The sequence below is a fragment of the Streptomyces sp. NPDC004031 genome (assembly GCF_053604375.1).
In genome coordinates this window covers 79,848-106,093 of record NZ_JBSGHL010000015.1, presented here as the reverse complement: position 1 = coordinate 106,093, position 26,246 = coordinate 79,848, and the positions used below count along the sequence as shown (strand labels likewise).

Annotated in this window: 26 protein-coding genes and 1 tRNA gene; 13 read left to right on the top strand and 14 right to left on the bottom strand. The window is 73.5% G+C overall.

Annotated elements, in window-relative coordinates:
* Nucleotides 1–20: 20 nt before the first annotated feature.
* Together ACWERV_RS12630 and ACWERV_RS12625 are read right to left on the bottom strand one after the other, a co-directional pair.
* Complete coding sequence (locus ACWERV_RS12630) at nucleotides 21–1,292, bottom strand: PTS transporter subunit EIIC (RefSeq protein ID WP_398181135.1); 1,272 nt, start codon at nucleotides 1,290–1,292, stop codon at nucleotides 21–23.
* A gap of 182 nt (nucleotides 1,293–1,474) precedes the next feature.
* The gene (locus tag ACWERV_RS12625; RefSeq protein WP_398181138.1) at nucleotides 1,475–2,794 is read right to left on the bottom strand and encodes a PTS transporter subunit EIIC; all 1,320 of its coding nucleotides are present in this window, start codon (nucleotides 2,792–2,794) and stop codon (nucleotides 1,475–1,477) included.
* Between the two features lie 183 nt (nucleotides 2,795–2,977).
* Here ACWERV_RS12625 and ACWERV_RS12620 point away from each other — a divergent pair, with 183 nt between their 5' ends.
* The 3 genes from ACWERV_RS12620 to rdgB all read left to right on the top strand — a co-directional run bounded on the left by ACWERV_RS12620 (nucleotide 2,978) and on the right by rdgB (nucleotide 4,816).
* The gene (locus tag ACWERV_RS12620) at nucleotides 2,978–3,211 is read left to right on the top strand and encodes a glucose PTS transporter subunit EIIB (RefSeq protein WP_031524681.1); all 234 of its coding nucleotides are present in this window, start codon (nucleotides 2,978–2,980) and stop codon (nucleotides 3,209–3,211) included.
* A gap of 189 nt (nucleotides 3,212–3,400) precedes the next feature.
* The gene (gene rph / locus ACWERV_RS12615) at nucleotides 3,401–4,138 is read left to right on the top strand and encodes a ribonuclease PH (protein WP_452932023.1); all 738 of its coding nucleotides are present in this window, start codon (nucleotides 3,401–3,403) and stop codon (nucleotides 4,136–4,138) included.
* 72 nt (nucleotides 4,139–4,210) lie between these two features.
* Entirely contained in the window at nucleotides 4,211–4,816 is a 606-nt protein-coding gene (rdgB, locus tag ACWERV_RS12610) for an RdgB/HAM1 family non-canonical purine NTP pyrophosphatase (protein ID WP_452932020.1), read from the top strand.
* Nucleotides 4,817–4,876: 60 nt separating this feature from the next.
* Here rdgB and ACWERV_RS12605 read toward each other — a convergent pair.
* The 4 genes from ACWERV_RS12605 to bcp all read right to left on the bottom strand — a co-directional run bounded on the left by ACWERV_RS12605 (nucleotide 4,877) and on the right by bcp (nucleotide 6,636).
* Nucleotides 4,877–4,960 (bottom strand) — tRNA-Leu (locus tag ACWERV_RS12605).
* 17 nt (nucleotides 4,961–4,977) lie between these two features.
* A complete protein-coding gene (locus ACWERV_RS12600) occupies nucleotides 4,978–5,469 on the bottom strand; it encodes an HNH endonuclease signature motif containing protein (protein ID WP_452932017.1) in 492 nt (163 codons plus the stop codon).
* Nucleotides 5,466–6,092 (bottom strand): HNH endonuclease, encoded by a 627-nt coding sequence (locus ACWERV_RS12595; RefSeq protein WP_452932015.1) that lies wholly within the window; start codon nucleotides 6,090–6,092, stop codon nucleotides 5,466–5,468. The genes ACWERV_RS12600 and ACWERV_RS12595 overlap by 4 nt, the downstream gene beginning before the upstream one ends.
* Before the next feature lie 76 nt (nucleotides 6,093–6,168).
* Nucleotides 6,169–6,636, bottom strand: coding sequence for a thioredoxin-dependent thiol peroxidase (bcp, locus tag ACWERV_RS12590; protein WP_452932012.1), 468 nt, complete (start codon nucleotides 6,634–6,636; stop codon nucleotides 6,169–6,171).
* A gap of 97 nt (nucleotides 6,637–6,733) precedes the next feature.
* Between bcp and ACWERV_RS12585 the strand changes: the two genes are divergently transcribed.
* Both ACWERV_RS12585 and ACWERV_RS12580 read left to right on the top strand, forming a co-directional pair.
* Nucleotides 6,734–7,060, top strand: coding sequence for a DUF3618 domain-containing protein (locus tag ACWERV_RS12585; protein ID WP_452932009.1), 327 nt, complete (start codon nucleotides 6,734–6,736; stop codon nucleotides 7,058–7,060).
* A 49-nt stretch (nucleotides 7,061–7,109) separates the two neighbouring features.
* On the top strand, nucleotides 7,110–7,412 hold the full coding sequence (locus tag ACWERV_RS12580) for a GroES family chaperonin (RefSeq protein ID WP_052398200.1): 303 nt from the start codon (nucleotides 7,110–7,112) through the stop codon (nucleotides 7,410–7,412).
* 69 nt (nucleotides 7,413–7,481) lie between these two features.
* Here the strand turns inward: ACWERV_RS12580 and ACWERV_RS12575 are convergent, their stop codons facing one another.
* The 4 genes from ACWERV_RS12575 to ACWERV_RS12560 all read right to left on the bottom strand — a co-directional run bounded on the left by ACWERV_RS12575 (nucleotide 7,482) and on the right by ACWERV_RS12560 (nucleotide 11,121).
* Nucleotides 7,482–8,330, bottom strand: coding sequence for a GNAT family N-acetyltransferase (locus ACWERV_RS12575; protein ID WP_452932006.1), 849 nt, complete (start codon nucleotides 8,328–8,330; stop codon nucleotides 7,482–7,484).
* A 51-nt stretch (nucleotides 8,331–8,381) separates the two neighbouring features.
* Nucleotides 8,382–9,332, bottom strand: coding sequence for an ABC transporter ATP-binding protein (locus ACWERV_RS12570; RefSeq protein WP_452932116.1), 951 nt, complete (start codon nucleotides 9,330–9,332; stop codon nucleotides 8,382–8,384).
* Between the two features lie 39 nt (nucleotides 9,333–9,371).
* Complete coding sequence (locus ACWERV_RS12565; RefSeq protein ID WP_452932113.1) at nucleotides 9,372–10,136, bottom strand: ABC transporter permease; 765 nt, start codon at nucleotides 10,134–10,136, stop codon at nucleotides 9,372–9,374.
* 181 nt (nucleotides 10,137–10,317) lie between these two features.
* Nucleotides 10,318–11,121, bottom strand: coding sequence for an ABC transporter permease (locus ACWERV_RS12560; protein WP_452932003.1), 804 nt, complete (start codon nucleotides 11,119–11,121; stop codon nucleotides 10,318–10,320).
* A 407-nt stretch (nucleotides 11,122–11,528) separates the two neighbouring features.
* On the opposite strand from ACWERV_RS12560, the gene ACWERV_RS12555 reads away from it, so the two are divergent.
* The gene (locus tag ACWERV_RS12555; RefSeq protein WP_452932002.1) at nucleotides 11,529–13,799 is read left to right on the top strand and encodes a transglycosylase domain-containing protein; all 2,271 of its coding nucleotides are present in this window, start codon (nucleotides 11,529–11,531) and stop codon (nucleotides 13,797–13,799) included.
* 238 nt (nucleotides 13,800–14,037) lie between these two features.
* Here the strand turns inward: ACWERV_RS12555 and ACWERV_RS12550 are convergent, their stop codons facing one another.
* Nucleotides 14,038–15,177 (bottom strand): aminotransferase class V-fold PLP-dependent enzyme, encoded by a 1,140-nt coding sequence (locus tag ACWERV_RS12550; protein WP_452932000.1) that lies wholly within the window; start codon nucleotides 15,175–15,177, stop codon nucleotides 14,038–14,040.
* Nucleotides 15,178–15,274: 97 nt separating this feature from the next.
* Between ACWERV_RS12550 and ACWERV_RS12545 the strand changes: the two genes are divergently transcribed.
* The gene (locus ACWERV_RS12545) at nucleotides 15,275–16,579 is read left to right on the top strand and encodes a DUF445 domain-containing protein (RefSeq protein ID WP_452932110.1); all 1,305 of its coding nucleotides are present in this window, start codon (nucleotides 15,275–15,277) and stop codon (nucleotides 16,577–16,579) included.
* Nucleotides 16,580–16,772: 193 nt separating this feature from the next.
* The gene (locus tag ACWERV_RS12540) at nucleotides 16,773–17,624 is read left to right on the top strand and encodes a fumarylacetoacetate hydrolase family protein (RefSeq protein WP_398181176.1); all 852 of its coding nucleotides are present in this window, start codon (nucleotides 16,773–16,775) and stop codon (nucleotides 17,622–17,624) included.
* 433 nt (nucleotides 17,625–18,057) lie between these two features.
* Here ACWERV_RS12540 and ACWERV_RS12535 read toward each other — a convergent pair whose 3' ends face one another.
* Together ACWERV_RS12535 and ACWERV_RS12530 are read right to left on the bottom strand one after the other, a co-directional pair.
* The gene (locus ACWERV_RS12535; RefSeq protein ID WP_452931997.1) at nucleotides 18,058–18,528 is read right to left on the bottom strand and encodes a heme-degrading domain-containing protein; all 471 of its coding nucleotides are present in this window, start codon (nucleotides 18,526–18,528) and stop codon (nucleotides 18,058–18,060) included.
* Nucleotides 18,525–19,586, bottom strand: a complete 1,062-nt coding sequence (locus ACWERV_RS12530; protein ID WP_452931994.1) for a Gfo/Idh/MocA family oxidoreductase — start codon at nucleotides 19,584–19,586, stop codon at nucleotides 18,525–18,527. The genes ACWERV_RS12535 and ACWERV_RS12530 overlap by 4 nt, the downstream gene beginning before the upstream one ends.
* A gap of 56 nt (nucleotides 19,587–19,642) precedes the next feature.
* On the opposite strand from ACWERV_RS12530, the gene ACWERV_RS12525 reads away from it, so the two are divergent.
* Entirely contained in the window at nucleotides 19,643–20,758 is a 1,116-nt protein-coding gene (locus tag ACWERV_RS12525; RefSeq protein WP_452931992.1) for an ROK family transcriptional regulator, read from the top strand.
* Between the two features lie 164 nt (nucleotides 20,759–20,922).
* The gene (locus ACWERV_RS12520; RefSeq protein ID WP_452931989.1) at nucleotides 20,923–22,062 is read left to right on the top strand and encodes a pentapeptide repeat-containing protein; all 1,140 of its coding nucleotides are present in this window, start codon (nucleotides 20,923–20,925) and stop codon (nucleotides 22,060–22,062) included.
* Nucleotides 22,063–22,120: 58 nt separating this feature from the next.
* Here ACWERV_RS12520 and ACWERV_RS12515 read toward each other — a convergent pair whose 3' ends face one another.
* Nucleotides 22,121–23,248 carry an aminoglycoside phosphotransferase family protein gene (locus ACWERV_RS12515; RefSeq protein ID WP_452931986.1) on the bottom strand — a complete coding sequence of 376 codons (1,128 nt, stop codon included), beginning with the start codon at nucleotides 23,246–23,248 and terminating at the stop codon, nucleotides 22,121–22,123.
* Between the two features lie 55 nt (nucleotides 23,249–23,303).
* Between ACWERV_RS12515 and ACWERV_RS12510 the strand changes: the two genes are divergently transcribed.
* From ACWERV_RS12510 to ACWERV_RS12500, 3 genes are all read left to right on the top strand, one after another.
* A complete protein-coding gene (locus tag ACWERV_RS12510) occupies nucleotides 23,304–24,062 on the top strand; it encodes a GntR family transcriptional regulator (RefSeq protein WP_452931983.1) in 759 nt (252 codons plus the stop codon).
* A 134-nt stretch (nucleotides 24,063–24,196) separates the two neighbouring features.
* Nucleotides 24,197–25,315 carry a TIGR03364 family FAD-dependent oxidoreductase gene (locus ACWERV_RS12505; protein WP_452931981.1) on the top strand — a complete coding sequence of 373 codons (1,119 nt, stop codon included), beginning with the start codon at nucleotides 24,197–24,199 and terminating at the stop codon, nucleotides 25,313–25,315.
* Between the two features lie 5 nt (nucleotides 25,316–25,320).
* Entirely contained in the window at nucleotides 25,321–26,103 is a 783-nt protein-coding gene (locus ACWERV_RS12500; RefSeq protein WP_452932107.1) for a phosphonatase-like hydrolase, read from the top strand.
* The last annotated feature ends 143 nt before the right edge of the window (nucleotides 26,104–26,246 follow it).

The window sequence follows — 26,246 nt, the reverse complement described above, 5'->3', positions numbered from 1 at the left end:
CCGTTACTTCACGAGGTCCGCTACTTCGTGAGGTCCTCGATCTCCTCCTCGGGCTCGCGGCCCGGGGTCTTGAGGTCGAACTTGAGGATCGCGAACCGGAAGACCACGTAGTAGATCACCGCGAAGACCAGTCCGATCGGGATGATCAGCCAGGGCTTGGTGGCGTGGCTCCAGTTGATCGCGTAGTCGATCAGGCCCGCGGAGAAGTTGAAGCCCGCGTGCACGCCCAGGCCCCAGGTGATCGCCATCGAGGCCGCCGTGAGCACGATGTGGATCACGTACAGGATCGGCGCGATGAACATGAACGAGAACTCGATCGGCTCCGTGACACCGGTCACGAACGAGGTCAGGCCGATGGAGACCATCATGCCGAGGACGGCCTTGCGGCGCTCCGGGCGGGCGGTGTGCGCCATCGCCAGGGCGGCGGCCGGCAGGCCGAACATCATGATCGGGAAGAAGCCGGACTGGAACATGCCCGCGGTGTGGTCGCCCGCGAGGAAGCGCGGGATGTCACCGTGCACGACGGTGCCGGAGGCGTCGGTGAAGTCGCCGATCTGGAACCAGGCCACCGCGTTGACGAACTGGTGCATGCCGACCGGGATCAGCGCGCGGTTCACACCACCGAAGATCGCGGCACCGCCGGAGCCGAGACCGGTCATCCAGTTGCCGAAGTGCGTGATGCCGTTGCCGATGGGCTCCCAGACGAGGCCGAAGAACACACCGATCAGCAGGCCGACGAAGGCCATCAGGATCGGGACGAGGCGGCGGCCGTTGAAGAAGCCGAGCCAGTCGGGCAGCTTCGTGCGGTGGAAGCGCTGCCACACGATCGCGGACAGCAGACCCATGATGATGCCGCCGAGGACGCCCGGGTCGTTGTAGACCGCGGCGACGTCGATGCCCTTGTTCGCGGTCGTGTTGATGATCGCGTCATGGACGGGGAAGGCCTGGAGCACCTTGGTGTAGACCAGGAAGCCGACCAGGGCGGCCAGCGCGGTCGAGCCGTCGGACTTCTTCGCGAAGCCGATGGCGACGCCTATGCAGAACAGCATCGGCAGCGCGCCGGTGAGGGCGCCGCCCGCGTTCGCGAAGACGGACGCGACCTTGTCCCAGTGCAGGCCCTTCGAGCCGAAGACATCGTCCTGGCCCAGCCGGACCATGATGCCCGCGGCGGGCAGGACGGCGATCGGCAGCTGAAGGCTGCGGCCGACCTTTTGCAGCCCCTGGAAGAGGCCGGAGCCCCGCTTCTTCGCGGGGGCCGCCGGAGTGCCGGCGGTGGCCGTGGCCGTTGTCATCAGATTCCTCCGTGGTCTATACCACTCAGTGGTGTAGACCAGTTTTACACGACCCCTACGGGTAAAGGAATCCGCGCTTCCGGGTGCGCTGCGTCACACCGCTCACGCACAGCGAAGACCCCCCGGTCCGCTGACCAGGGGGTCTTACGCATGGTCCGCACCGCGGTCACGCGGTGTCGCGGTTATTTGACGTTGTCGCGCTCCATCTCCTCGCCCAGCTCCTCCGGCTCGCGGCCCGGCGTTTTCAGATCGAAATACTGGATCACCGCGCGGAAGAGCACGTAGTAGACGACCGCGAAGCCCGCGCCCACCACCAGGATCAGCCACGGCTTGGTCGCCAGGTTCCAGTTGATGACGTAGTCGATCAGGCCCGCGGAGAAGCTGAAACCGTCCTTGATGCCCAGCGCCCAGCACAGCGCCATCGACACACCCGTGAGCACCGCGTGGAACGCGTACAGCAGCGGCGCGATGAAGAGGAACGAGTACTCGATCGGCTCGGTGATGCCCGTCACGAACGAGGTCAGCGCGACCGACAGCATCAGCCCGCCGACCTCCTTGCGGCGGTGCGGCTTGGCCGTGTGCGTCATCGCCAGCGCCGCCGCGGGCAGCGCGAACATCATGATCGGGAAGAAGCCGGTCTGGAACTGCCCCGCCGTCGGGTCGCCCGCCAGGAACCGCGGGATGTCGCCGTGCACGACCGTGCCGTCCGGCTTGGTGAAGTCGCCGAACTGGAACCACACGAAGGTGTTCAGGAACTGGTGCAGGCCCACCGTGAGCAGGGCGCGGTTCGCCACACCGAAGATGCCCGCACCCCACGAGCCCAGGTCCACCAGCTTCTTGCTGAAGCTCGTCAGACCGTCGCCGATCGGCGGCCAGATGAACAGGCACACCACCGCGAAGGCGATCGCCACCCCCGCCATGATGATCGGGACGAGACGGCGGCCGTTGAAGAAGCCCAGCCAGTCCGGCAGCCTCGTGCGGTGGAAGCGCTGCCACAAGAAGGCGGTCAGCAGACCCATCACGATGCCGCCGAAGACACCCGGCGTCTGGAACTCCGCGAGCGTCGTCGTCCCGTCCTTGAGTGTGCACGCCCCCGCGAGCTGCCCGAGCTGGGTGTACGTCGCGCCCGGCGGGCAGTCCTTCGGGAAGCGGGTGAGGATGCCGAAGAAGACCAGGTAGCCGGCGACCGCGGCCAGCGCCGTCGAGCCGTCCGAGCGCTTGGCCATGCCGATCGCCACACCCACGCAGAAGAGCAGGGGCAGGCCGAAGTTGCCGTCCAGCAGCGCGCCGCCCGCGCCCACGAAGACCTTCGCGACCCGGTCCCAGCCGAGACCGTCGGGGCCGAAGACGTCGTCCTGGCCGAGCCGGTTGATGATGCCCGCGGCCGGGAGGACGGCGATCGGCAGCTGGAGGCTGCGGCCCATCTTCTGCAGACCCTGGAAGAACCTGCTGCCCCAGCCGCGCCGTACCGGCCCGCTCGCGGCGGCGTCCGCGGCGCTCACCGGGTGGCTCCGCGGGGGCGCTGCTCGCGTACAGTGGTGTAGACCACTTGGGGGTGCGGGTGACCGGCATCCATGATCGACATGGTGGTCCATGGGGCGGCCCACCGCCCGTGAAGTTGGGCCAACCGTGCGTTACCGTGACATTACGGACCCGCGGTGGGTCAGGGAAACAGGGAGACACCAATGGCCACCAAGGCAGAGAAGATCGTCGCCGGGCTCGGCGGAATCGACAACATCGAAGAGGTCGAGGGCTGCATCACGCGGCTCCGCACCGAGGTCCGCGACCCCGCGCTCGTCGACGAGGCCGCCCTCAAGGCCGCGGGCGCACACGGCGTCGTGAAGATGGGCTCCGCCATCCAGGTCGTCATCGGCACCGACGCCGACCCGATCGCCGCGGACATCGAAGACATGATGTAGCCCTGCCGGGACCCCTCGGGGGCCCCGCCGGGCAAGAGAACTCTTCCGCGCCCCGCCTCACGAAGGCTCCCCGGCGGGGCGCGGAAAAAGATCGCCCCCGGCCCGGGGCAAGCACCCGGCGGGGCGCGGGCCCCGCGGGCCCGGGTGGACCCGGGGAAGGCGCCGGGCGCACCCGGATAGGGTGCGGGGATGTCACGTAACGACGGCCGCAGGCCGGATGAGCTTCGAACCGTCACCATCGAACGAAGCTGGAGCAAGCACGCCGAAGGCTCCGTCCTCGTGTCCTTCGGCGACACCCGCGTCCTCTGCACGGCGAGCGCCACCCAGGGCGTCCCCCGCTGGCGCAAGGGCAGCGGCGAAGGCTGGGTCACCGCCGAGTACGCCATGCTGCCCCGCGCCACGAACACCCGCGGCGACCGCGAGTCCGTCCGCGGCAAGATCGGCGGCCGCACCCACGAGATCTCCCGCCTCATCGGCCGCTCGCTGCGCGCCGTCGTCGACTACAAGGCCCTCGGCGAGAACACCGTCGTCCTCGACTGCGACGTCCTCCAGGCGGACGGCGGCACCCGCACCGCCGCCATCACCGGCGCCTACGTCGCCCTCGCCGACGCGGTCACCTGGATGCAGCAGAACCACTTCATCAAGGCCAAGTCCCGCCCGCTGACCGGCACCGTCGCCGCCGTCAGCGTCGGCATCGTCGACAGCGTGCCGCTGCTCGACCTCGCCTACACCGAGGACGTCCGCGCCGAGACCGACATGAACGTCGTCTGCACCGGCGACGGCCGCTTCGTCGAGGTCCAGGGCACCGCCGAGGGCCAGCCCTTCGACCGCGCCGAACTCGACGCGCTGCTCGCCCTCGCCGTGAACGGCTGCGCCGAACTGACCGCGGCCCAGAAAGCGGCCCTCGAAGCCGTCACCGAGGCCTGACCCGACGCGCGCGCGTACCGCGTACGCCCCCGTACGCGGTACGCGCCCGGCGGCCCCGGGATAATCGGACCCATGACGCGCCGCCTCGTACTCGCCACCCGCAACGCCCACAAGGTCGTCGAACTGCGGGCCATCCTCGCCGGCACCGGACTCGACGTCGACCTCGTCGGCGCCGACGCCTACCCCGAGATCCCCGACGTCAAGGAGACCGGCGTCACCTTCGCGGAGAACGCGCTGCTCAAGGCGCACGCCCTCGCCCAGGGCACCGGCCTGCCCGCCGTCGCCGACGACTCCGGCCTGTGCGTGGACGTCCTCGGCGGCGCCCCCGGCATCTTCTCCGCCCGCTGGGCCGGCCGCCACGGCGACGACACCGCCAACCTCGACCTGCTCCTCGCCCAGCTCTCCGACATCGCCGACGAGCACCGCGCCGCGCACTTCGCCTGCGCCGCCGCCCTCGCCCTCCCCGACGGCACCACCCGCGTCGCCGAGGGCCGCCTCACCGGCACCCTCCGCCACACCCCCGCCGGCACCGGCGGCTTCGGCTACGACCCCGTCCTCCAGCCCGACGGCGAGACCCGCACCTGCGCGGAGCTGACCCCCGACGAGAAGAACGCCATCAGCCACCGCGGCAAGGCCTTCCGCGCGCTGGCGCCGATGGTGGCGGAACTGCTGGGCTGAGGGCTGCCGGGCATACGAACGGCCTGCGCCTCGCACATGCGAATCGCAGGCCGTTTGCGGTGCGGCGGAAGGGATTCGAACCCTCAAGCCCGGTCAAGGGCCACAGAACCTAAATCTGCTGCGTCGCCGTTGCGCCACCGCCGCCGGTTGGCCCGGCCATTCTAGCGGTGCTCCTCCGCCGCCATCCGCTCACCCGTCCTTCCGCCGCGGCACCACGTGCCGGTGACCGCATGGCAGTTGGGACACAGCAGCCGCAGGTTCTCCAGCCGGTCGTCGCTCCGGTCGCCGTTGACGTGGTCCACCTCCAGCGTCATCGGCTTCCCGCGCCACACGGGCCCCGTACCGCACTGGGCACACAGCTCCGCGACGCCCATCTGTGCCATGGCGCGCCGCAGCACGACCGCCCCCGTCCGGCCGCCGCCTTCGCGCTTCACGAGCACCTCCGCCGCGGGCCGTACCCGCTTGGGTCCCGGCCTGCCGCGCTGGTGGGCCTGCCCGAGGAAGTGCGAGTCGTCGACGGACGCCGCCGCCATCTGCTCGCGCAGCCACGCCCGCTCACGGCTGTTGTCCGGCAGCCCGAGCCGTCGCAGCGTTCCGGCGGTCGAGACCGAGGCGGCGACGGCCGCACGAACCTGCGCGGCGTCGGGCCTCACCGGCGCTGCCCGCGGTAGGTGTCGGTCGTGGAGTGGCAGTTGGGGCACAGCAGCCGCAGGTTTTCGCGGCGGTTGTTGCGCCAGGCGCCGTCCGTGTGGTCGACCTCCAGGGGAAGCGGGCGCCCCTGCCAGTGCGGCTCCGTGCCGCACAGGGCGCAGCGCTCGGGGACGCCGGACGCGCGCAGGGCGCGTTTGAGCTGGGCGCCGGGGAGGCGCCTGGGGTGCTCGGGGGGCAGCTTCACCAGGACGTCGGCGGGGGTGGTCCGGCGGGGTCCGCGCGCGGGGACGGGGGTGGTGAAGTGGGCCGTGCTGATGCCCAGCGTGCGCACCCGGCGGGCGATGTGGGTGTGGTGGCCGCCGGTCACGTCGAGGCCCAGGTGGCGCAGGGTGCCCGCGAGGGAGGTGGCCGCCGAGACGGCCGCCTCCAGGGCCTCCCGGCTCCAGCGGGTGCCCTCCCGTTCAAAGTGCGCGGTGTCTATTCCCAGGGTCCTGATGCGTTCCCGCAGGTATTTGCGCCGCGGTGCGTCCCGCGGATCGACGCCGAGCGCCGTGAGCGCCTCGGACAGCGTCCGCGCCGACGCGACCGCCTCCGCCAGCGCCTCCCGCGTGTACCTCGTCCCCATCCCCACCCCCGTAGTCAGGACGTGTGTTCGTCCCTCGTACGGACTAACGCTCCGCGCCGCCGCCGGTTACGGCTGTTCAGACGTCCAGGTCGCGGAGGAGTTTGGCGACGTGGCCGGTCGCGCGGACGTTGTAGAAGGCGTGGGCGATCGTGCCGGACTCGTCGACGACGAAGGTGGAGCGGATGACGCCCATGATCTTCTTGCCGTAGTTCATCTTCTCGCCGAAGGCGCCGTAGGCGGTGAGGGTGGCGCGGTCGGGGTCGGACAGAAGTGTGACGCGGAGGGATTCCTTGGTGCGGAATTTCGCGAGCTTCTCGGGGGCGTCGGGGGAGATGCCGAGGACGTCGTAGCCGGCGGCGGCGAGCTGGTCGAGGTTGTCGGTGAAGTCGCAGGCCTGCTTGGTGCAGCCGGGGGTCATGGCGGCGGGGTAGAAGTAGACGATGACCTTGCGGCCGCGGTGGTCGGCGAGGGAGACGGGCTTGCCGTCGGCGTCCTGGAGGGTGAAGTCGGGGGCGGGGTCGCCGGGGGACAGGCGCTCGGCCATGGGGAAGCTCCTCAAACGGGGGTGCCGACGAGGCGCGGGCCGCGTCGAACTGACAGACTGTCCGAACGGTACCTAATCAGCCGATGGAGGATACGCGGTGTCGGACGACGTCAGGACGCCCGCTCAGATCGAGGCGGACATCGCCCGCAGGCGGCAGGACCTCGCGGAGACGCTGGACGAGCTCGCGGTGCGGGTGCATCCGGCGACGATCGCGGCGGACACGAAGGCCAAGGCGGTGTCGGCGGTGGACCGCACGGCGGGGCGGGCGTACACGAAGATCAATCAGGCGGTGGGGCGGGTGACCGCGCCCTTCGTGGGGGCGGACGGCGCGCCGCGGCTGGAGCGGATCGTTCCGGCGGCGGTGGCGGGTGTGGCGCTGATCGCGGTGGTGGGCGGTCTCTCGTCGTGGCGGCGCCGCCGGTAACGTCGTGCGGGTGAGTTCGAACAGTGAGCACGACAAGCTGCCCATCCGGATGCTGCACGACCGCGTCCTGGTGCGGCACGAGGCCGGCGAGGGCGAGCGCCGCAGCGGCGGCGGCATCCTGATTCCGGCGACGGCGGCGGTGGGCCGGCGGCTGGCGTGGGCCGAGGTCGTCGCGGTGGGGCAGAACGTACGGACGGTGGAGGTCGGCGACCGGGTGCTGTACGACCCGGAGGACCGGGCCGAGGTGGAGGTGCGGGGCGTGGCGTACGTGCTGATGCGTGAGCGCGATCTGCACGCGGTGGCCGCGGAGCGCCTGAAGGGCACCGACGATTCCACCGGGCTGTATCTGTGACCGTGATCCGCTGACCGACCGTCTCCCGGTGTCCCGGGCCGCAGGGTGCGGCCCGGGGCACCGCTGTGTTCAGCCGAGTTCGAGCGTGGTCGTGGCGTAGGTGGCCTCGTGGCGCGAGTAGGGCGCGGGGCCGGTGTACATGCGGGTGAAGCGGGCGGTCGGGGTGAGGCCGCGGGATGTCACCAGATCGAGTGCCGCGGTGTTGTGGTCGGGTACGTCCACGCAGATCTCGGCGTCCGGCGGGAGTCCGTCGGTGAGGGCGTCGAGCAGGTCGGCGGCGCCCGTGGGGGTGTCGGCGAAGAGGGGGCCGACGCGCAGGCCTTCGTGGGCGGCGCGGATGACGCCGTAGCCGGTGACGTGTCCGGCGTCGTCGAGCAGGACGCGGGCGGTGTGTCCGTCGGCGGTGAGCCAGCGGCTGAGGAAGGCGTGGCGTTCGGCGGGGAAGCACCTGGTGTCGTAGGCGCTGATGGCGTCGAGGTGGTAGGGCGTGACGGCGCGGACGGCGGCGGACGGGGTGCCGCGGTGGGGGCGGCCGGTGTGGCGGATCTGGTCGTGGGCGGCGGTGAAGCCGGAGCGTTCGTAGGTGGCGCGCTGCTGGGGTACGGCGTCGAGGCCGACGAGGCGGCCTTCGGCGTGCGGCATCGCGGCTTTCCAGGTGGCGATGCCGAGGCCGGTGCCGCGGTGGTCGGGGTGGACGAGGTAGAAGCCGAGGAAGGCGAAATCGGGCGAATAGGTCACGACGGAGACGGCGGAGACGACGCGGCCGCCGAGCCGCCCGACCAGGAAGCCGGCCGGGTCGGTGGGGCGGAAGCAGGCCGCGTCGCCGAGGCCGGGGTTCCAGCCCTCGGCGGCGCACCATGTGATGATCTCGTCCCAGTCGGCGGCCGTCGCCTCGGCGACGGTGAAGTCCTCCCGCACATGAACTCCCTTGTTCTGTGGTCCCGGCCCGCACGGACGGTTCCGGGGATGTTACGCCGCCCCGTACATCCGGGCGATGACATCTTCGATGGCGGGTTCGCGGACGGACAGGTCGACGAGGGGGTGGTCGGCGGCGAGGGCGGCGACGAGGGGGGCGGCGCTGTGCCCGGCGGGGAAGGCGAGCCACTGGCGCGGGCCGTCGCTGCGGATCCAGCGGGCGCCGGGGATGTGCACGGCGGGCAGTTCGCGGGCGAAGTCGACGACGAGGGTGCGTTCGGACTCCCCGGCGGCGTGCAGCCCGTCGAGGTCGCCGTCGTACATGAGCCGGCCGTGGTCGATGACCATGACGCGGCTGCACAGGGTCTCGATGTCGGTGAGGTCGTGGGTGGTGAGCAGCACGGTGGTGCCGCGGTCGGCGTTGACGGCGGCGAGGAACTCGCGGACCTTGGCCTTGCTGACGACGTCGAGGCCGATGGTGGGTTCGTCGAGGTAGAGCACGTCGGGGTCGTGCAGCAGGGCGGCGGCGATGTCGCCGCGCATGCGCTGGCCGAGCGACAGCTGGCGGACGGGGACGTCGAGCAGCGGGCCGAGGTCGAGGAGGTCGACGCAGGAGTCGAGGTTGCGGGTGTAGCGGGAGGGCTCGATGCGGTACATGCGGCGGACCAGCTCGTAGGAGTCGCGCAGCGGCAGGTCCCACCACAAGGTGGTGCGCTGGCCGAAGACGACGCCGATGCGGCGGGCGAGCCGGGTGCGGTCGCGGGAGGGGTCGATGCCGGCGACGCGGACGGTGCCGCCGCTGGGGGTGAGGATGCCGGTGAGCATCTTGATGGTGGTGGACTTTCCGGCGCCGTTGGGGCCGATGTAGCCGACCATCTCGCCGCGCGGCACGGTGAAGGACAGGCCGTCGACGGCTGCGACCTGGTGGCGTTCGCGGCGCAGGGTGTGGCCGGCGGCCTTGCGGCGGACGTCGAAGACCTTCTCCAGGTCCTCGACGGCGATCATGGGGTCGGCGCCCGGGGTGGGGGTGTCGGTCAACGGATCTCAGCTCCCGGTACTGCGGTAGGAACGGACGCCGGCGCGCCAGGCGAGCCCGGCCAGCGCGCAGCACAGGGCGGCGACGGGTGCGCCGAGGTAGTCGGCCCAGCCGGGCAGGCCGAGCGGGTCGGGGCGGCCCAGGATGTGCAGCACGGGCATCCAGTTGACGAAGGCGAGGGGGACGACGAAGGTGACCCCGCGCACGAGTTCCCGGCCGAAGATGCCGGGCGGGTACTGGAGCAGGGTGTTGCCGCCGTAGGTGACGGAGTTCTGCACCTCGGAGGCGTCGCCGGCCCAGAACTGGAAGGCGGCCCCGGCGACGAAGACGGCGCAGAAGATCGCCGTCCCGGCGAGCAGGGTGACGGCCAGCAGCGCGGCCCGGCCCGCCGTCCAGTCGACGTCCGTGCGCAGCACGCCCCAGCCGAGGACGGCGACGCCCTGGGTGACGCGGCCGAGGCGGCGCAGCGCGAAGCGGTCGGCGGCGACCTGGGCGACGAGCGGGGCGGGGCGCAGCAGCAGGACGTCGAAGGTGCCGTCGCGGACCCGGTCGCCGAGCGAGCCGGCGTTTCCGGCCAGCAGGTCGGACAGGCCGAAGGAGACGCTGGTGGTGCCGTAGAGCAGGGCGATCTCGGGCAGGCCGAAGCCGCCGAGGGTGTCGATGTGGGAGAACATCAGGGCGATGGTGACGAAGTCGAGCGCGGTCGCGGCGAGGTTGCCGAGGGTCGTGAGGGCGAAGGACGTGCGGTAGGCCATGGTGGAGCGCATCCACATCCGCACGATCAGCCCGTAGGCGCGGATGCCCGCGCGGACGGGCCCGGGGTGGGGACCGGTTCCGGTGGCGGGCCGGGCCCATGGGACCGTGGCGGCGGGGCCGGCGCTCCCGGTGGTGCCCTTGGTACCCGCGGCGCCCGTGGTGTCGGCGGCGCCGGTGGTGTCGGCGGCGCCGGCGGTGTCAGCCACCCTGGACCACCACCCGGCGGGTCGCGGCGCCCTGGATCAGCCGCCCGGCGGTCAGCAGTGCGGCGGCCCAGCCGGCCTGGACGGCGAGGGCCTGGGCGGCGCCCGTTCCGTGCCGGCGGCCGAGCAGCAGGTCGGCGGGGGTCTGCAGCATCGCCGCCCAGGGCAGTGCCTGGGCGAGGCCGGCCAGGGCGCCGGGGAAGGCGTTGAGCGGCAGCAGCATGCCGGAGAAGAACAGCGCGACGATCCCGGCGATCTGCATGACCCCGGCCCCGTCCATGAGCCAGAAGGCGCTGAGCGCGATGAGGTAGCGGATCGCGAAGCTCACCAGCAGGCCCAGCGCGAGGGACACCGCGAAGAGCACCCAGGGCAGCGGGGTGCGGGGCAGCGCCAGGGTGAAGACCAGGGCGCCCGCGACGGCCGGCAGGATCCCGCGGCCGAGCAGCTGGAATCCGGCCCGGCCGAGGTCGGAGGCGAGCCACCAGCCCTGCAGGTCGGCGGGGCGGTAGAGGTCGATCGCGATGGCGCCGGAGCTGATCCGGCCGATCATCTCGCGTTCGAAGCCGCCGCCCATCTGGGCCATGGGCGCGAGCAGTCCCTGGCCGATCCACACGTAGGCCAGGGCCTGCGCCTCGGTGTAGCCGCCGAGGTGCGGGCGCTGGTCCCACAGGGCGATGTAGCTGTAGGAGATGATGAGTCCGAAGACCGTGTTGGTGATGACTCCGGCCGCCGAGGCGATGCGGTACGTCGCATAGCGCCGGAAGCCGCGGACCATGACGGCAGCGTAGAAGCCGCCCATATCTTCCGCCTTTCTCCCATTCCCGCTTTTCCAGGGCTCGGCCCCCGTCGTGGCGCCGTGAGATGGGCCACATCCCCGCGGGACACACAAGCGCAGGAGCCTAGTCGGCCGCGCGGTGCGGCTTCCACTGCTTTTCGCCGGAGTTTCCCGGGGTTCCGCGCCGTTTCCCGGGCGGTTTCCCGCCGGGAGGCGTCTGCCGGGGTTTGACCGTCCTGTCACAGGCCTGTCACGGATGGGCGGCCGGATGCCCGTGCGGACGGGGGATGCGCCAGTGTGGGAGGAGTGTGCGCCCTGGGGCGTACGTACGATTACGTGCAGGTCCGTGCCGGTTCGGGGCGGAATTCTCGGTGTTCTCTCGGTTTTCCGCCGCGGACAACCCCGGCGGCGGATGAGGAGTCCCTACTGATATGAGCGACGCGCACTTCGGGGCGGCGGGTGGCGCCGCGGGCGGTTCGGGCCGGTCCGGCCGTACGGGATGGCGGCGGCTGGTGCCGACGTGGCGGGTCGTCCTGGGCACGTTCCTCGGCGTCCTGGTACTGCTGCTGGGCGGCTTCTTCCTGGGCTACGCGCTGGTGTCCATCCCGGATGCGAACGCCGAGGCGGTCGCCCAGAGCAACGTCTACTACTACTCCGACGGCAAGACCGAGCTGTCCCGCGACGGCGCGGTCAACCGGCAGAACGTGTCGCTGTCGGAGGTCGCGAAGACCGCGCAGTACGCGGTGCTCTCCGCGGAGGACCGCAGCTTCTACCACGAGTCGGCGGTCAGCCCGAAGGCGATGGTGCGGGCGGCGTGGAACACCGCGACCGGCAAGGGCCGGCAGTCGGGTTCGACGATCACCCAGCAGTACGTGAAGAACTACTACCTGAACCAGAACCAGACGGCGTCGCGGAAGATCAAGGAATTCTTCATCGCGATCAAACTCGACCGGAACGTGACCAAGGACGAGATCCTCGAGGGCTATCTCAACACCAGCTACTACGGGCGGAACGCGTACGGGATCCAGGCCGCCTCCCAGGCCTATTTCCACAAGAACGCGTCCGATCTGACGACGGCGGAAGGCGCGTACATCGCGACGCTGCTCAACGCGCCCAGCGAATTCGACCTCGCCGCCCACCCGGAGAACGCGCACGCGGCCCAGGCGCGCTGGAACTACGTCCTGGACGGCATGGTCAAGGAGCACTGGCTCAGCGCGTCGCAGCGGGCGGCGACGAAATTCCCGACCATCGGCGCGCCCACCCCGGTGGCGAGCAAGGCGGGCCAGCGCGGCTACATCATCGAGGCCGTCAACGACTACCTCGACGCCAACCACATCGTCGACGCCGACTCGCTGCGCCGCGGCGGCTACCGCATCGTCACCAGCATCCAGAAGGGCAAGGAGGACGACTTCGTCAAGGCCGCCCAGGCCCAGGTCTACGACAAGCTCGGCAAGAAGAAGGCCGACTCGTACGTGCGGGCCGGCGGGGTGTCCATCGACCCCGCCACCGGCGAGGTCGTCGCCCTCTACGGCGGCATCGACTACACCAAGCAGTACGTGAGCAGCGCCACCAACGCCACGTACACCCCCGGCTCGACCTTCAAGCCGGTCATCCTCACGGCCGCGCTCCAGCACGACTCCCGGACGCAGAGCGGCAAGCGGATCACGCCGAAGACGGTCTACGACGGTGAGAACAAGCGGCCCGTCGTCGGCCCGGACGGGCCCGTCGGCTACGCCCCGGAGAACGAGGACGGGCACAGCTACGGGCGCATAGACGTCACCCGGGCCATGGACAAGTCCGTCAACTCCGTCTACGCCCAGATGGCGCAGGACGTCGGCACGGACAAGGTCATCGACACCGCGCACGACCTCGGGATGCCCGACTCGGTGAAGATCCCGACGACGCCCGCGATGGCGCTCGGCTCCTTCGGCGCCAGCCCGCTGGACATGGCGCAGGTCTACGCGACCCTCGCCAACCACGGCAAGGAGATCCCCTACACGCTGGTGAAGAAGGTCAGCAGGGACGGCAACGACCTGCCGCTGCCCGACCGGCAGGCGCACCAGACCGTGCCGCGGGACGTCGCCGACACCGTCACGCAGGTGCTGCGCAGCGTCGTGGAGAGCTCCGGCGGCACCGCAACCGTCGCGCAGGACTCCGGATGGCCCTCCGCGGCCAAGACCGGCACCGCGGAGAACGACACGGCCGCGTGGTTCGCCGGCTACACCCCCAAGCTCGCCACCGTCGTCGCACTGCTCGGCATGGACCCCGCCAACGGCAAGCAGAAGCCGATGTACGACGCGATGCACACCGACCGCATCAACGGCGGCGGCCCGCCCGGCGCGGTCTGGGCCGACTACACCGCGGCCGCGCTCGACGGGGTGCCCGTCGCCGACTTCGACCTCGACACGAACGCGGACGTGCCGACGCTGCCGCCGGTCACGGACGAGCCGTCCGACGAGCCGACCTCCGGGACGGGCGAGACGTCCGCGCCGCCCTCCCACACCACGCCGCCCCACACCTCGCAGCCGCCGCCCAGCGATTCGGGCGGCCCGACCGACGAGCCCACCTCGGAGCCGCCTCCCACGTCCGAGCCGCCCCCGACGCAGCCCACGTTCGACCCCCTCGGCGGCCTCACCGGCGGCGGCGCCGGCGGCGACTCGGGCGGCACGGCCCGCCCCGGCGGCGGCCCGGAAGGGGGCTAGCCCTTTTTGGGCCTGAGGGCGCCCCGGGCTGCCTCTTGCGGTAGGCATCGCGAGCGTCCGCCGGTGGTGGGTTGCGCGCGCAGTTCTCCCCCAGGCTTCGCCCGGGAGGTGCCCCCACGCGCCCCTGGGGGTGCCCTCTGCGCGCGGGGTGCGCGTTTTTCGGGGGCGCGGGGAACTGCGCGATCAGCCACGACGGTGGGAAGGTCCCGGCACGGACAGTGCCCGGCGGGGCAGGGGGTCACCCCCCGAGGGAGCGGAGCGCCTTCGTCACCTGCGGGCCCACCCAGGACGGGGTGGAGGCGTGCGGGGACAGCCGCAGGGAGTCGGGGCGGACCGTGGGGGTCAGGCCCTGCTCGTGGAGGGCGGCGGCCACCGCGGGCGCGGGGACGCCCGGGAGGCGGAAGGAGACGATCCCGGCCCGGCGGGGGCGCGCCGTCTCGGAAAGGACCTCCGCCCCGGCGGACCGCACCGCGTCGAGCAGTTCGTCGACCCGCGCGGCGACCGCGGACTCGATCGCCGCGACCCCCGCCTCCTCCACCACCCGCAGCGCCGCGGCGAACGCGGCGGCCGCGACCGGGCTGAGGTTCGTCAGGCTCAGCCGCCCCGCGTCCGCGGCCGGCGGGTGCTCGGCGCCGTCGAAGAGGGCGACGTCCTCCACGCCCGTCCACCCGGTGAGCGTCGGCGCGAGCCGTTCGAGCGCGCGGTCGGACAGCGCCGCGAAGCCCGTCGACCAGCCGGCCCGCAGCCACTTCTGGCCGCCCGTGACGACGACGTCCGCCGCCTGCCAGGGCATCTCGACGACCCCGAAGCCCTGGATCGCGTCGACGACGAGCAGCCGGTCGGGCCCGATGACGTCGCGGATCGCGGCGAGGTCCGCGCGGTGGCCGGTGCGGAAGTCGACCGCGCTGAGGGAGACGGCGACGACGTCCGCGGTGAGCGCGTCCCGTACCGCCTCCGGGGTGGGCCGCCCGCGCAGCCAGCGCGGTTCGGCCAGGCCCGCGGCGGCGGTGCGGCGCCACGGGTAGTGGTTGGCGGGGAAGTCGCCCTCGGGCACGAGCACCGTGCCGGAGGGGATGCCGAAGGCGGCCTGGAAGAGCCCCGTGGTGGTGTTGGGCAGCAGCACCGTGTGCGCGGCGTCCGTGCCGGCCAGCCGCGCGGCGGACTCGCGGGCCCGCAGATCGGCCCGCATCAGCTCGTTGACGGTGGTGTGGTCGGCGCGCGCCGAGCGGCCGAGCGCCTCGGCGGTGGCGTCGAGCACCGCGCGCGAGGGCGGCCCGTAGCGGGCGAAGTCCAGGTAGCCGGCGGGGGCGTCGAAGAGTTCGGCGTACCCGGCGAGCGCGCCGCCGGTGCCCGTCGCGTCGTGCGTCGCGTCGTCCATCAGGGTCGCTCTCCTGTCCGCGGGGCGGCGCGGGAGGCGCCGGGAACCCGCCGTTCGTTCCACTTCCGTCAGCGCTGGCGACAATACGCAGGTGGATATGCGGGCGAAGCAGGTGGACCAGGTGCCGGGGAGTGTCGTCCCGGCGGGCGCGGCCGATCCGGACGCGGCCCGGCGGCGTGGAGTGCGCCGGATGAAGCTCATCGCGACCGGCTTCCTCGCGGTCGCGACCGCCGTCTACGCCCTGGCCAAATGGGCGGACGCGAGCGGTTCCGGCGCGTGGGCCGGGTATGTGGCGGCCGCGGCCGAGGCGGGCATGGTCGGTGCGATGGCGGACTGGTTCGCCGTCACCGCCCTGTTCCGGCATCCGCTGGGCCTGCCCATCCCGCACACCGCGATCATCCCCACCAAGAAGGACGCGCTCGGCGCGAGCCTCGGCGACTTCGTGGGGGAGAACTTCCTGTCCGGCGAGGTCGTCCGCACCCGGCTGCGGGCCGTCGGTGTCGGCTCCCGGCTCGCCGCGTGGGTGTCGGAACCGGCCCACGCCGAGCGTGTCACCGAGCAGGCCGCCGCCGCGCTGCGCGGTGTGCTGACGGTGCTGCGCGACTCCGACGTGCAGGCCGTCGTGAGCGAGGCGATCACCCGGCGGGCCGCCGCCCAGGAGGTCGCCCCGGCGCTCGGCAAGCTCCTGGAGCGCACGGTCGCCGACGGCGGCCACCGCCGCCTCGTCGACCTGGTGTGCGTGCGCGCCCGCGACTGGCTGATCCAGCACTCCGACTCCGTCATGGCCGCCGTGCAGGGCGGCGCGCCCGGCTGGACCCCGCGCTTTGTGGACCGCAAGGTCGGCGAGCGCGTCTACAAGGAACTGCTGCGCTTCGTCACCGAGATGAACGAGTCGCCCGAGCACCCCGCGCGCGGCGCCGTCGACCGCTTCCTGCGCGACTTCGCCACCGAGCTGCAGACCGACCCCGACACCCGCGAGCGCGTCGAGCGCCTGAAGAACGACCTGCTCGCCCGCCCCGAGGTGCAGGAGCTGATCGCCTCGGTGTGGGGTTCGGTACGCGCCATGACGGTCGCCGCCGCCGAGGACGAGCACAGCCAGCTGCGCACCCGCACGCGCGCCTCGCTGCTCACCCTCGGCCGCCGGATGTCCGCGGACCCGCGGCTGCGGGAGAAGGTCGACGGCTGGCTGGAGGACGCGGCGGTCTACCTCGTCACCACCTACCGCGACCAGATCACCGCGCTCATCAGCGAGACCGTCGCCGGCTGGGACGCGGAGCAGACCTCCCGCAAGATCGAGGCGCACGTCGGGCGCGACCTGCAGTTCATCCGCATCAACGGCACGGTCGTCGGCGCGCTCGTGGGACTGCTCATCTACACCGTGTCGCGGCTGGTGGGCGGTTGAGCCCCCTCCGACGTCTGCGCAGGCCGCAGTGGCGGACCTGACATGACGTCCAGCCCGTGAACAGGGCTTGCGTGGATCCGCTGCCGGTCGCAGGATCGGAAAGACATCCGATGACATCTCCGCCCTGCCGGAGGACGTGCGCCGTCCGCGCCGTGCTCCGCCGCGGACACCCTAGGCACAACGGAGTACCCCTGTGAAGCTGCTGCGAGTCGGACCCGCCGGGGCGGAGCGCCCTGCTCTGCTCGACCAGGACGGAGTCGTGCGCGACCTCTCCGGACTCGTCCCCGACATCGACGGCGCGCTGCTCGCCGACGCCGACGCCCTCGCCCGTGTCGCGGCCGCCGACACCGCCGCGCTGCCCGCGCTCGACGCGGACCTGCGGGTCGGGCCGCCGCTCGCCCGCATCGGCAAGATCGTCTGCATCGGCCTCAACTACCACGACCACGCCGCCGAGACGGGCGCGCAGGCGCCCGCCGAACCGGTCGTCTTCATGAAGGCCCCCGACACCGTCGTCGGCCCCGACGACACCGTGCTCGTGCCGCGCGGCAGCACCAAGACCGACTGGGAGGTCGAACTCGCCGTCGTCATCGGCCGCGAGCTGCGGTACGCCGCCGACCACGAGGAGGCGCTCGCCGCCGTCGCCGGGTACGCCGTCGCGCACGACGTCTCCGAGCGCGAGTTCCAGATCGAGCGCGGCGGCCAGTGGGACAAGGGCAAGAACTGCGAGACCTTCAACCCGCTCGGCCCCTGGCTCGTCACCGCGGACGAGGTCCCCGACCCGCAGGCGCTCTCGCTGCGGCTGTGGGTCAACGGCACGCTGCGGCAGGACGGTTCGACGCGCGACCAGATCTTCCCGGTCGCGGAGGTCGTCCGCTACCTCAGCCACTTCATGACGCTCTACCCGGGTGACGTCATCAACACGGGGACGCCGGCGGGCGTCGCCCTCGGCCAGCCCGAGCCCCGCCCGTACCTGCGGGCGGGCGACACGGTGGAGCTCACGATCGAGGGGCTGGGGCGGCAGAAGCAGGTGCTTGCTTCGGCGTAGGGGGGTGCGCCCCGGGGTGGCTTGTTGCGGTTGGCCGCGCGACCTTCTGCCGGTGGGGGGTTGCTCGCGCCGTTCCTCGCGCCCCTTTCGCGGCGCCGCCGTTGGTGGGGCGGGGGCCGCCACGGGGCACCTCCTCGGAATGCGCCTTCGCCCTCTTCCCGAGTTGGTGAGCCCCTCCCAGCGCATTCCTGCGGGGGCACCCCGCACCGTCCCCCTCCGGCCGGTTGAGCGGCTGCCAGCCGGTGAGGGTGAGTGTGTGCAGGGCGAGGCTGCGGGGGAGAGTTCCCGTTTTTCAGGGGCGCGGGGAACTGCGCGCTCAGCCCCCACCGGGGGGAAGGCGAGCTGCCACCGCAAGTGGCAACCACCCAGGGGCTGCGTGGGGGTAGCCCCACGCGAAGCTCTGGGGAGACGGTCGCTCACGAGGCGGCAAGTGTCAGGCCAGGAATTGCGTGAGGGCCTGCACGATGAGGGCGTGGTCTTCTGTTTGGGGGAGGCCGGAGACGGCGACGACGCCGATGACGCCGACGCCGGCGACGCGCAGCGGGAACGCGCCGCCGTGCGCGGCGTAGAGCGCGAGGTCGAGGTGTGAGGACGCCTCGAAGGTCGTGCCCTTCGCCCGGAACCGCTCGCCGACCGCGAGCGACGACGTCCCGAACCGCAGCGCGACCCGCGTCTTGCGTTCGAGCCACTGGTCGTTGTCGGGGGCCGTGCCCTCCAGGGCGTAGTGGAAGAGGCGCTGCTCCCCGCGGCGGATGCCGATGACGACGGGGGCGCCCTGCTCGCGCGCGAGGTCGACGAGGAGGCATCCGAGGCGCCAGGCGTCGTCGTGGGTGAAGCGGGAGAGGACGAGGGTGCGTTCCTGCTCGGCGAGTTCCGCGGGGTCGACGAGGTGCGGGGTGGTCACAGGGTCACCGCCTGGCCGGTGAGGGCGGATTCGCGGGCGGCTTCGATAACCTCGATGGTGGCGGCGGCTTCCCACGCGGTGACGGGTGGGGGTGTGCCTTCGCGGAGGGCGGTTTCGACGGCGGCGTAGAAGGCCGGGTAGTCGCCGGGGGCGGAGGGTACGGCCCAGGCCGTCTCGTCGGTGCCGGCGGTGCCCCACGCGTCCTCGGGTTCGGTGCCCCAGCCGGTGCCTTCGCCGGGGCGCAGGCCTTCGCGGAGGGCGGCTTCCTGGGGGTCGAGGCCGTAGGTGACGTAGCCGCCGATGCTGCCGAGGACGCGGAAGCGGGGGCCGAGGCGGGAGGCGGTGGCGCTCATCCACAGGTGGGAGCGGACGCCGCCCGTGTGGGTGAGGGCGATGAAGTCGTCGTCGTCGGCGGCGGCGCCGGGCCGTCGTACGTCCGATTCGGCGTAGACGGTGCGGACGGGGCCGAAGAGGGTGAGGGCCTGGTCGACGAGGTGGCTGCCGAGGTCGTAGAGGAGGCCGCCGATCTCGGCGGGGTCGCCGGATTCGCGCCAGCCGCCCTTGGGCTGGGGGCGCCACCGCTCGAAGCGGGATTCGAAGCGGTGGATCTCGCCGAGTTCGCGGTGGGCCAGGAGTTCGCGCAGGGTGAGGAAGTCGCTGTCCCAGCGGCGGTTCTGGAAGACGGTGAGCAGCAGCCGGCGCTCTTCGGCGAGGGCGGCGAGGGTGCGGGCCTCGGCGGCGGTCGCGGCGAGCGGCTTGTCGACGACGACCGGCAGTCCCGCTTCGAGGGCGGCGGTGGCGAGCGGCACGTGGGTGCGGTTGGGCGAGGCGAGGACGACGAGGTCGAGTTCGGCGGCGCGCGGCCACAGCTCGTCGGCGGTGCCGGCGAAGACGACCCCCGGATGCTCGGCGCGCGCCTGCGCGCGCCGCTCGCGGTTGCCGGTGACGATGGTGTCGAGGTGCAGCCCGGGTGCGGCGGCGATCAGCGGGGCGTGGAAGAACGAGCCGGCCGGGCCGTAGCCGACCAGGGCGACGCGGAGGGGAGCGGCGGTGGTCATGCACCTCACTTTGGCAACAGTGTTGCCAAAGTGCAAGCGCGCGCGACAATGAAGGGGTGACCACGCCCCCGTCCCCGGACCGCGCCGCCCCGCCGCCCCCGCCCGCCGGCGGTGCGGACCGGGGCGGGCTCAACCTCCCCGGGCTGCGCAGCCACAACGCCGCCGTCGTGCTCGGGCTGCTGCGGGACGCCACGGGCGGGCTCAGCCGGCTGGAACTGGCCGAGCGCACGGGGCTCACCCCGCAGGCGGTCAGCAAGATCACCGCCCGGCTGCGGGCGGACGGCCTGGTCGAGGAGGCCGGACGGCTCGCCTCGACCGGGGGCAAGCCGCGCACCGAGCTGCGGCTCGCGGCCGGGGCCGCCTTCGCGGTCGGGGCGCATCTGGACGGGGAGGCGCTCACCGCGGTCGTCACCGACCTCGGCGGGCGCACGGTCGCCGAGCATGCCGCGCCGCTCGACCTCGGGCGGCCCGTGCCGGAGGGCCTGGCGGCGATGGAGCGCGAGCTGCGCGCCGCCGCCGCGCTCGCGCCCGGACGGGTCCTGGGCGTGGGTGTCGGGATCCGCGGCCCGCTCGACCACCGCACCGGCACGCTGCGCGCCGTGACCGGCTTCCCGCACTGGTCGGGCTGCGCGCTGCGCGAGGAGCTGGCGCGGCGGCTTCGCCTGCCCGTCGCCGTCGACAAGAACACGAACGCCGCGGCCCTGTCCGTGCTGGCCGAACCCGGCCCGGACGGCGGCTCGTTCGCCTACCTCCACCTCGGGACGGGGCTCGGCGCCGCGCTCGTCCTCGACGGCACGCTGCACCGCGGCGGGGCCGCTGGCGCGGGGGAGTTCGGGCACCAGGTCGTGCAGCTGGACGGGCCGCCGTGCAAGTGCGGGCGGCGCGGCTGCCTGGAGGCCCTGTGCCTGGCGGCGGTGGCCCGCGGCGACACGGACCGGGCCGCGTACCTGCTCGGTGTGGGGGCGGCGAACCTGGTGGCGCTGCTGGACGTCGACCGCGTCGTCCTCGGCGGCCGTACGGTGCTGGCCGCGCCGGACGCCTTCCGCGCGGGCGTGTCCGCCGCGGTCGCCCCCGCCCTCGTCACCCTCCCCGCCGCCGGCCCCCGCGCCACCCCCGAGGGCGCCGCCCTCCTCGCCCTGGCCCCGCTCTTCGCCACCGCCGCGCTGTCCTGACGGCACCCGGCGCGGGCGGTAGGGGGCGTCCGGCCCGGCCGCCGGGGGCGGGAGTGCCCCAGGGTGTGCCCGCTACGAGGACGGCCCTCCGCCGTGCGATCGCACGCACCAGGCACCGTCCGGCCCGGCCGCCGGGGGCGGGAGTGCCCTAGGATCCGTTGGCCATGGGGGTATCCATGCGTGGCCGGCGGCGGGTGGTCCGGGTGGCCGCCGTCGTGTCGGCGGTGGTGGCCGTCCTGGGCGGGCTGCTTCTCGCCCTGCTGGTCCTTCCCGGTCTCGTGGTCGACCACGACCTGGCCGGCGGCCGGGTCCCGGCGGCGGAGCGGCTGAGCGCGGTCAACGACGTGCGCACCACGCTGCTCCAGGCGCTGGGCGGGGCAGTCGTGCTGTTCGGTGCCTTCGCCACCTGGCGGCAGGTGCGGGTCAGCCAGGAGGGGCTGAGCGCCACCCGGGAGGGCCAGGTCACCGACCGGTTCAGCCGGGCCGTGGAGCACCTGGGCAGCGACAAGCTGGACGTGCGGATCGGCGGCATCCACGCGCTGTGGCGGATCGCGGACCACTCCGCCCGCGACCACGAGGCGGTCGTCGCCCTCATGGCGGCCTACCTGCGCACGCATCTGCCGTGGCCGCCGCCGCACGCGCCGGGCGTCCCGGCGGCGGAGGTGTCCGTCAACGAGGTGCGCCCGCTGGAGACCCGTGCCGCGGACGCGCAGACGGCGCTCACCTGCCTCGGGGTCCTGTGCCAGGACCGCCGTCCCGGCTGGCTCAACGTCAGTTTCACCGATCTGCGCCGGGCCGACGGCGACGGACTGTGGCTGGACGGCCTCAACGCCGACGGCGCGTGCCTGGAGGCGGCGAGCCTCTACCGGGCCAACCTGACCGGGACATCGCTGATCGCGGCCGACCTGCGGCACGCCGAATGCGGTACGGCGGTGCTGCGCCGGGCCCGCTGCACGGAAGCCGATCTGCGCGGTGCCCGCCTGGTCAGGGCCGACCTGCGGGAGGCGGACCTCACCGGCGCGGACTTGCGGGAGGCCAACCTGCGCAAGGCCCGCGCAGCCGGGGCCGTCCTGCTGCGCGCGGACCTGCGGCTGGCCGACCTGCGCGGCAGTGACCTCGGCGGCGCCGACCTGCGCATGGCGCGGCTGGAGGGGGCGCTGGCGAGCGACCTGACGGTCTGGCCGCCCGGCTTCGACGCCGCGGCGGCCGGGGTCGTCGCCGCCGACGACCCCGGAGCCGAGCCGGACAACCCGCTCCCGGCCGCCGCCCTCACCCGGCGGGTCCCGCCCCTGCGCTCGGCCTGACACCCGGGCACGTGCCACGGCTCCTGCCCCGCTTCCGCCCCGCTACGGTCTGCCCGTCCTACGGGCGGTCCTCGGGGAGCGGCGGCGGGGGCGGCCAGGAGGCGGGGAGGACCGCGTGGACGGCGGCGGCGAGGTCGGCGAAGGGGCGCAGACGGGGGGAGGCGGGGCCGAGCGCGGCGACCACGGCCAGGCGGTGGGCCAGGCGCCCGCGCGCGCTCGCCGTTCCCCACGTCCAGTCGCGGCGGACGACCTCGCGCAGGTGGTCGGTGCCGTCCCGCCGGGCGCGCTCGACCAGCGCGTCACCGCGCAGCAGCCACCCGGCGCACGCGTCGGCGAGGTCGCCCTCGGGCTCGCCGCCGGTCGCCTCCCGCCACGCCGTGCGGTACGCGGCCTCCGCCGCGCCGAGCGTCGCCGCGGGCGGCGCGGTGACGCACCAGCAGGTGGGGAAGCCGATGCGCAGATAGGCCAGTTCCGTCAGCCCGTTGCCCAGCGAGGCCTGTTCGAAGTCGACGAAGCGCACTCCGGCGGCGGTGTGCAGGTCGTTGCCGGGGCACGGGTCGCCGTGCAGCAGCGCGCTTCCGCCGAGCCGGGCGAGCCGCTCCACCAGCTGCTCCATCGCGTCCGCGGCCCCCTTCAGCACGTCTGCGCCCAGCGCCCGCGCGAGCCGGAGGAAGGCCTCGACGTCCCGGGACGTCGGCCCCTGCCAGGCGGGCAGCCCGCCCGCGACCCCGGGACCCGCGTCCCCCGCCCCTCCGCCGCGCGCTGCCGCCCCGGGCCTTTCGGAGCCGCGTTCGTGCGGGGGAGCCCCCGGAGCGGCGGGGGCGCCGGGCAGTGGCGCCGCGTGGAGGCGGGCCAGTGCGGTCGCCCAGGGGACGTGCCAGTCGGCGGGCGGGCGGAGCTCCTTCAGGTGTTCGAGGACGAGGACGCGCCGGAGCGGGTCGGTGGCGAGCAGGCGGGGCGCGACGGGCGGGTTTGCGCGGGCGGCGAGGCGGAGGGCGGCGACCTCGCGGGCGTAGCCCGCGTCCGCGCCGGGGCCCGCGACGAGGTGCTTGACCACGACCGGTGTGCCCGGCGGAAGGTGCGCGTGCCAGACGCGTGAGCGCGGGCTGCTGCCCAGCCGCCGGACGCGGCGGGGCACACCCAGCGCGGCTCGCAGCTCGTCCCCCCACGGCAGGCGCCTCAGCATGCCGCCATCATCCATCCCCCGCGGGCGCGCTGTGCGCGTCTGGGAAGATCGGGGCGTGAGTGACGCCGCCGATCCCCATGCCCCGATCAGGGCCGGCATCCCGGAGCACGGCCGGGTGCCGAAGTATTTCGCCGTCAAGACGCGTCTTGAGGCGATGCTCGACGAGCTGGGCGAGGGCGGGCTGCTGCCGACCGAGCGGGAGCTGGCGGCGCGCTTCGCGGTCGCCCGCGAGACCGTGCGGCAGGCGCTGCGGGAGCTGCTGATCCAGGGCCGGGTGCGGCGCAAGGGCCGCGGCACGGTGGTGGCGGGCCCGAAGCTGGTGCAGCCGCTGTCGACGGCGAGCTACACCGAGGGCGTACGCCGCCAGGGCCGTACCCCGGGGCGGCGGCTGATCGACCTGGAGCAGCTGGAGGCCGACCCGGTGCTGGCCCGCGAGCTGCGGATCGAGCCGGGCGCGCCGGTCTGGCACATGGAGCGCGTGCTGCTCGCCGACGAGGAGCGGGTGGGGCTGGAGAGCACGTACCTCGCGGTGGCCCGTATCCCGGACCTGGCACGGGACTTCGCGCCGGACACGTCGTTCTACGCCTATCTGCGCGAGCGGCTCGGCGTGGAGCCGGTGTCCGTGGACGAGCGGATCGAGACGGTGCTGGCGACCCCGCGCGAGGCGCTGCTGATCGGTACGCCGCCCGCGCTGCCGATGCTGCTGCTGCACCGTTCCAGCCGGGATTCGGCGGGGGAGCCGCTGGAGCGGGTGCGGTCGCTCTACCGCGGTGACCGCTTCAGCTTCACCGTCCGTCTGGACAAGAAGGCCTGACGGACCGTCGGGCGCGGACCCGTCCCGTAAGATCACGGGAAGGTAACGGGTCTAGTCCAAGCTTGTGGGCTTGTTCACCCCCCGGCCGCCGTACCGTCGCGTACGCGACACCCTGCCCGCCGAATCTCGACCGCGTGAGAGTCACTGTCGTAGGAGCCGGGGTGCTCGGCACCATGCACGCATGGCACGCCGTCGCGCGCGGCCATGAAGTCGTCCACCTGGAGCGCGAGCGCGAGGCCCGCGGCGCTTCCGTCCGCAACTTCGGCCTCGTCTGGGTCGGCGGCCGGGCCGCCGGGCCCGAACTCGCCACCGCGCTGCGCGCCCGCGAGCTGTGGGAGGAGATCGGTGCCGAGGTCCCCGGCGTCGGCTTCCGCGCCAACGGCTCGCTGACGCTCGTCCGCGACGAGGCCGAGCAGGCCGTCGCCGACGAGGTGCTGGCCCGGCCCGACGCCGCCGACCGCGGCTTCGCCTGGCTCACCGCGGAGCAGGTCCGCGAGCGCAACGCCGCGGTGCGCGGCGAGATCCGCGGCGCGCTGCTGTGCGCGAAGGACGCCGCCGTCGAATCCCGCGTCGCCCTCCCCGCGCTGCGCGCCCGCCTCGCCGAGAGCGGCCGCTACACCTTCCTCGCCGGGCGCGAGGTCCGCGAGGTCGCGGACGGCGCCGTACGCGACGACCACGGCGACACCCACCGCGCCGACCACACCGTGCTCGCCACCGGCGCCTGGCTCTCCGGCCTCGCCCGCGAACTCGCCCCCGGACTCCCCGTGCGCCGGGTCCGGCTCCAGATGGCGCAGACCGACCCGCTCGGCGAGGAGCTGACCACGTCGGTCGCCGACGCCGACAGCTTCCGCTACTACCCGGCGTACGAGGGCGGCGCCCTCGACGCGCTGCGCGACGGCTCCCCGCAACCGCCGGTCGCGGCCGAGCACCGCATGCAACTGCTGCTGGTCCAGCGCCTCGACGGCTCGCTGACCATCGGCGACACCCACGAATACGACGAGCCGTTCGGCTTCGACGTCACCGAGGACCCCTACGACCACCTGCTGGAGCGCGCCGCCGCCCTCCTCGGCCGCCCGCTGCCGCGCATCCGCCGCCGCTGGGCCGGGGTGTACGCGCAGTGCGTCGACACCACCCGGGTGGTGCACCGCGAGCAGGTGCGCGACGGGGTCTGGCTGGTGACCGGACCGGGCGGGCGCGGCATGACCTGCTCGCCGGCCATCGGCGAGGCGAGCGCGGACGAGATGGGCTGGTGAGCACGATGACCTCCGAGATTCCTGAGAGCCCGGCGACCCCGGGCGCCCCGCACCCGGCGGCGACCGCGCCCGGCACCGCCCCGTACGACGGCGAGGCCGCCGATCTGGCGCGGCCGCCCGTCACGCTCGTCGTCCTCGACATGGCCGGTACGACGGTCGCCGACGGCGGCCTCGTCGAGGAGGCCTTCTCCCGGGCCGTCCGGCGGCTCGGCGTCGAGCCCGGCAGCGAGGTGTACGAGCGGCAGCTCGACTACGTGCGGGCCACGATGGGCGAGTCGAAGATCACCGTCTTCCGCGCGCTCTTCGGCGCCGAGGACCGCGCCCGCGCGGCCAACTCCGCCTTCGAGGAGGCCTACGCCGAACTCGTCGACAGCGGGCTGTGCGCGCCGCTGCCCGGCGCCGAGGACGCTGTCCGCGAGCTGCGCGCCGACGGCCGCAAGGTCGTCCTGACCACCGGCTTCGCCCGCACCACGCAGGACGCGATCCTCGCCGCCCTCGGCTGGCAGGACCTCGCCGACCTCACCCTCTGCCCCGCCGACGCGGGCCGCGGCCGCCCGCACCCCGACATGGTGCTGACCGCGCTGCTGCGCACCGGCACCGGGGCCGTACGGCAGGTCGCGGCCGCGGGCGACACCGCCTCCGACGTCCGCAGCGCCCTGCGCGCGGGCGCGGCGGTGGCCGCGGGCGTCACGACCGGCGCCCACACCGCCGACCAGCTGCACGCGGCAGGCGCGACCCACGTCCTCGCCTCCGTCGCCGACCTCCCCGCCCTGCTGCGGGAGCACTGACATGCCCACGAACAGCACCCCACCCGCCAACCCGACCCCCACCCTCGCCTCCGGCGGGGCGTCGGCGGTGGACTCCGCGTCCGGGTCTTCGGCGTCCGCCCCGGCCGTGCCCGGCCCCGCGGCGGAGAACGCCCCCGCCCCGG

Bases quoted from the DNA above. Each gene is read 5' to 3' on its own strand.
- ACWERV_RS12620 (WP_031524681.1), top strand. From the start codon at position 2,978: ATGGCCACCAAGGCAGAGAAGATCGTCGCCGGGCTCGGCGGAATCGAC.
- ACWERV_RS12515 (WP_452931986.1), bottom strand. From the start codon at position 23,248: ATGCTGAGGCGCCTGCCGTGGGGGGACGAGCTGCGAGCCGCGCTGGGT.
- rph (WP_452932023.1), top strand. From the start codon at position 3,401: ATGTCACGTAACGACGGCCGCAGGCCGGATGAGCTTCGAACCGTCACC.
- ACWERV_RS12560 (WP_452932003.1), bottom strand. From the start codon at position 11,121: ATGGGCGGCTTCTACGCTGCCGTCATGGTCCGCGGCTTCCGGCGCTAT.
- rdgB (WP_452932020.1), top strand. From the start codon at position 4,211: ATGACGCGCCGCCTCGTACTCGCCACCCGCAACGCCCACAAGGTCGTC.
- ACWERV_RS12550 (WP_452932000.1), bottom strand. From the start codon at position 15,177: ATGGACGACGCGACGCACGACGCGACGGGCACCGGCGGCGCGCTCGCC.
- ACWERV_RS12530 (WP_452931994.1), bottom strand. From the start codon at position 19,586: ATGACCACCGCCGCTCCCCTCCGCGTCGCCCTGGTCGGCTACGGCCCG.
- ACWERV_RS12500 (WP_452932107.1), top strand. From the start codon at position 25,321: ATGACCTCCGAGATTCCTGAGAGCCCGGCGACCCCGGGCGCCCCGCAC.
- ACWERV_RS12545 (WP_452932110.1), top strand. From the start codon at position 15,275: ATGCGGGCGAAGCAGGTGGACCAGGTGCCGGGGAGTGTCGTCCCGGCG.
- ACWERV_RS12565 (WP_452932113.1), bottom strand. From the start codon at position 10,136: ATGTGGATGCGCTCCACCATGGCCTACCGCACGTCCTTCGCCCTCACG.
- ACWERV_RS12630 (WP_398181135.1), bottom strand. From the start codon at position 1,292: ATGACAACGGCCACGGCCACCGCCGGCACTCCGGCGGCCCCCGCGAAG.
- ACWERV_RS12555 (WP_452932002.1), top strand. From the start codon at position 11,529: ATGAGCGACGCGCACTTCGGGGCGGCGGGTGGCGCCGCGGGCGGTTCG.
- ACWERV_RS12570 (WP_452932116.1), bottom strand. From the start codon at position 9,332: ATGATCGCCGTCGAGGACCTGGAGAAGGTCTTCGACGTCCGCCGCAAG.
- bcp (WP_452932012.1), bottom strand. From the start codon at position 6,636: ATGGCCGAGCGCCTGTCCCCCGGCGACCCCGCCCCCGACTTCACCCTC.
- ACWERV_RS12595 (WP_452932015.1), bottom strand. From the start codon at position 6,092: ATGGGGACGAGGTACACGCGGGAGGCGCTGGCGGAGGCGGTCGCGTCG.
- ACWERV_RS12580 (WP_052398200.1), top strand. From the start codon at position 7,110: ATGCTGCACGACCGCGTCCTGGTGCGGCACGAGGCCGGCGAGGGCGAG.
- ACWERV_RS12520 (WP_452931989.1), top strand. From the start codon at position 20,923: ATGGGGGTATCCATGCGTGGCCGGCGGCGGGTGGTCCGGGTGGCCGCC.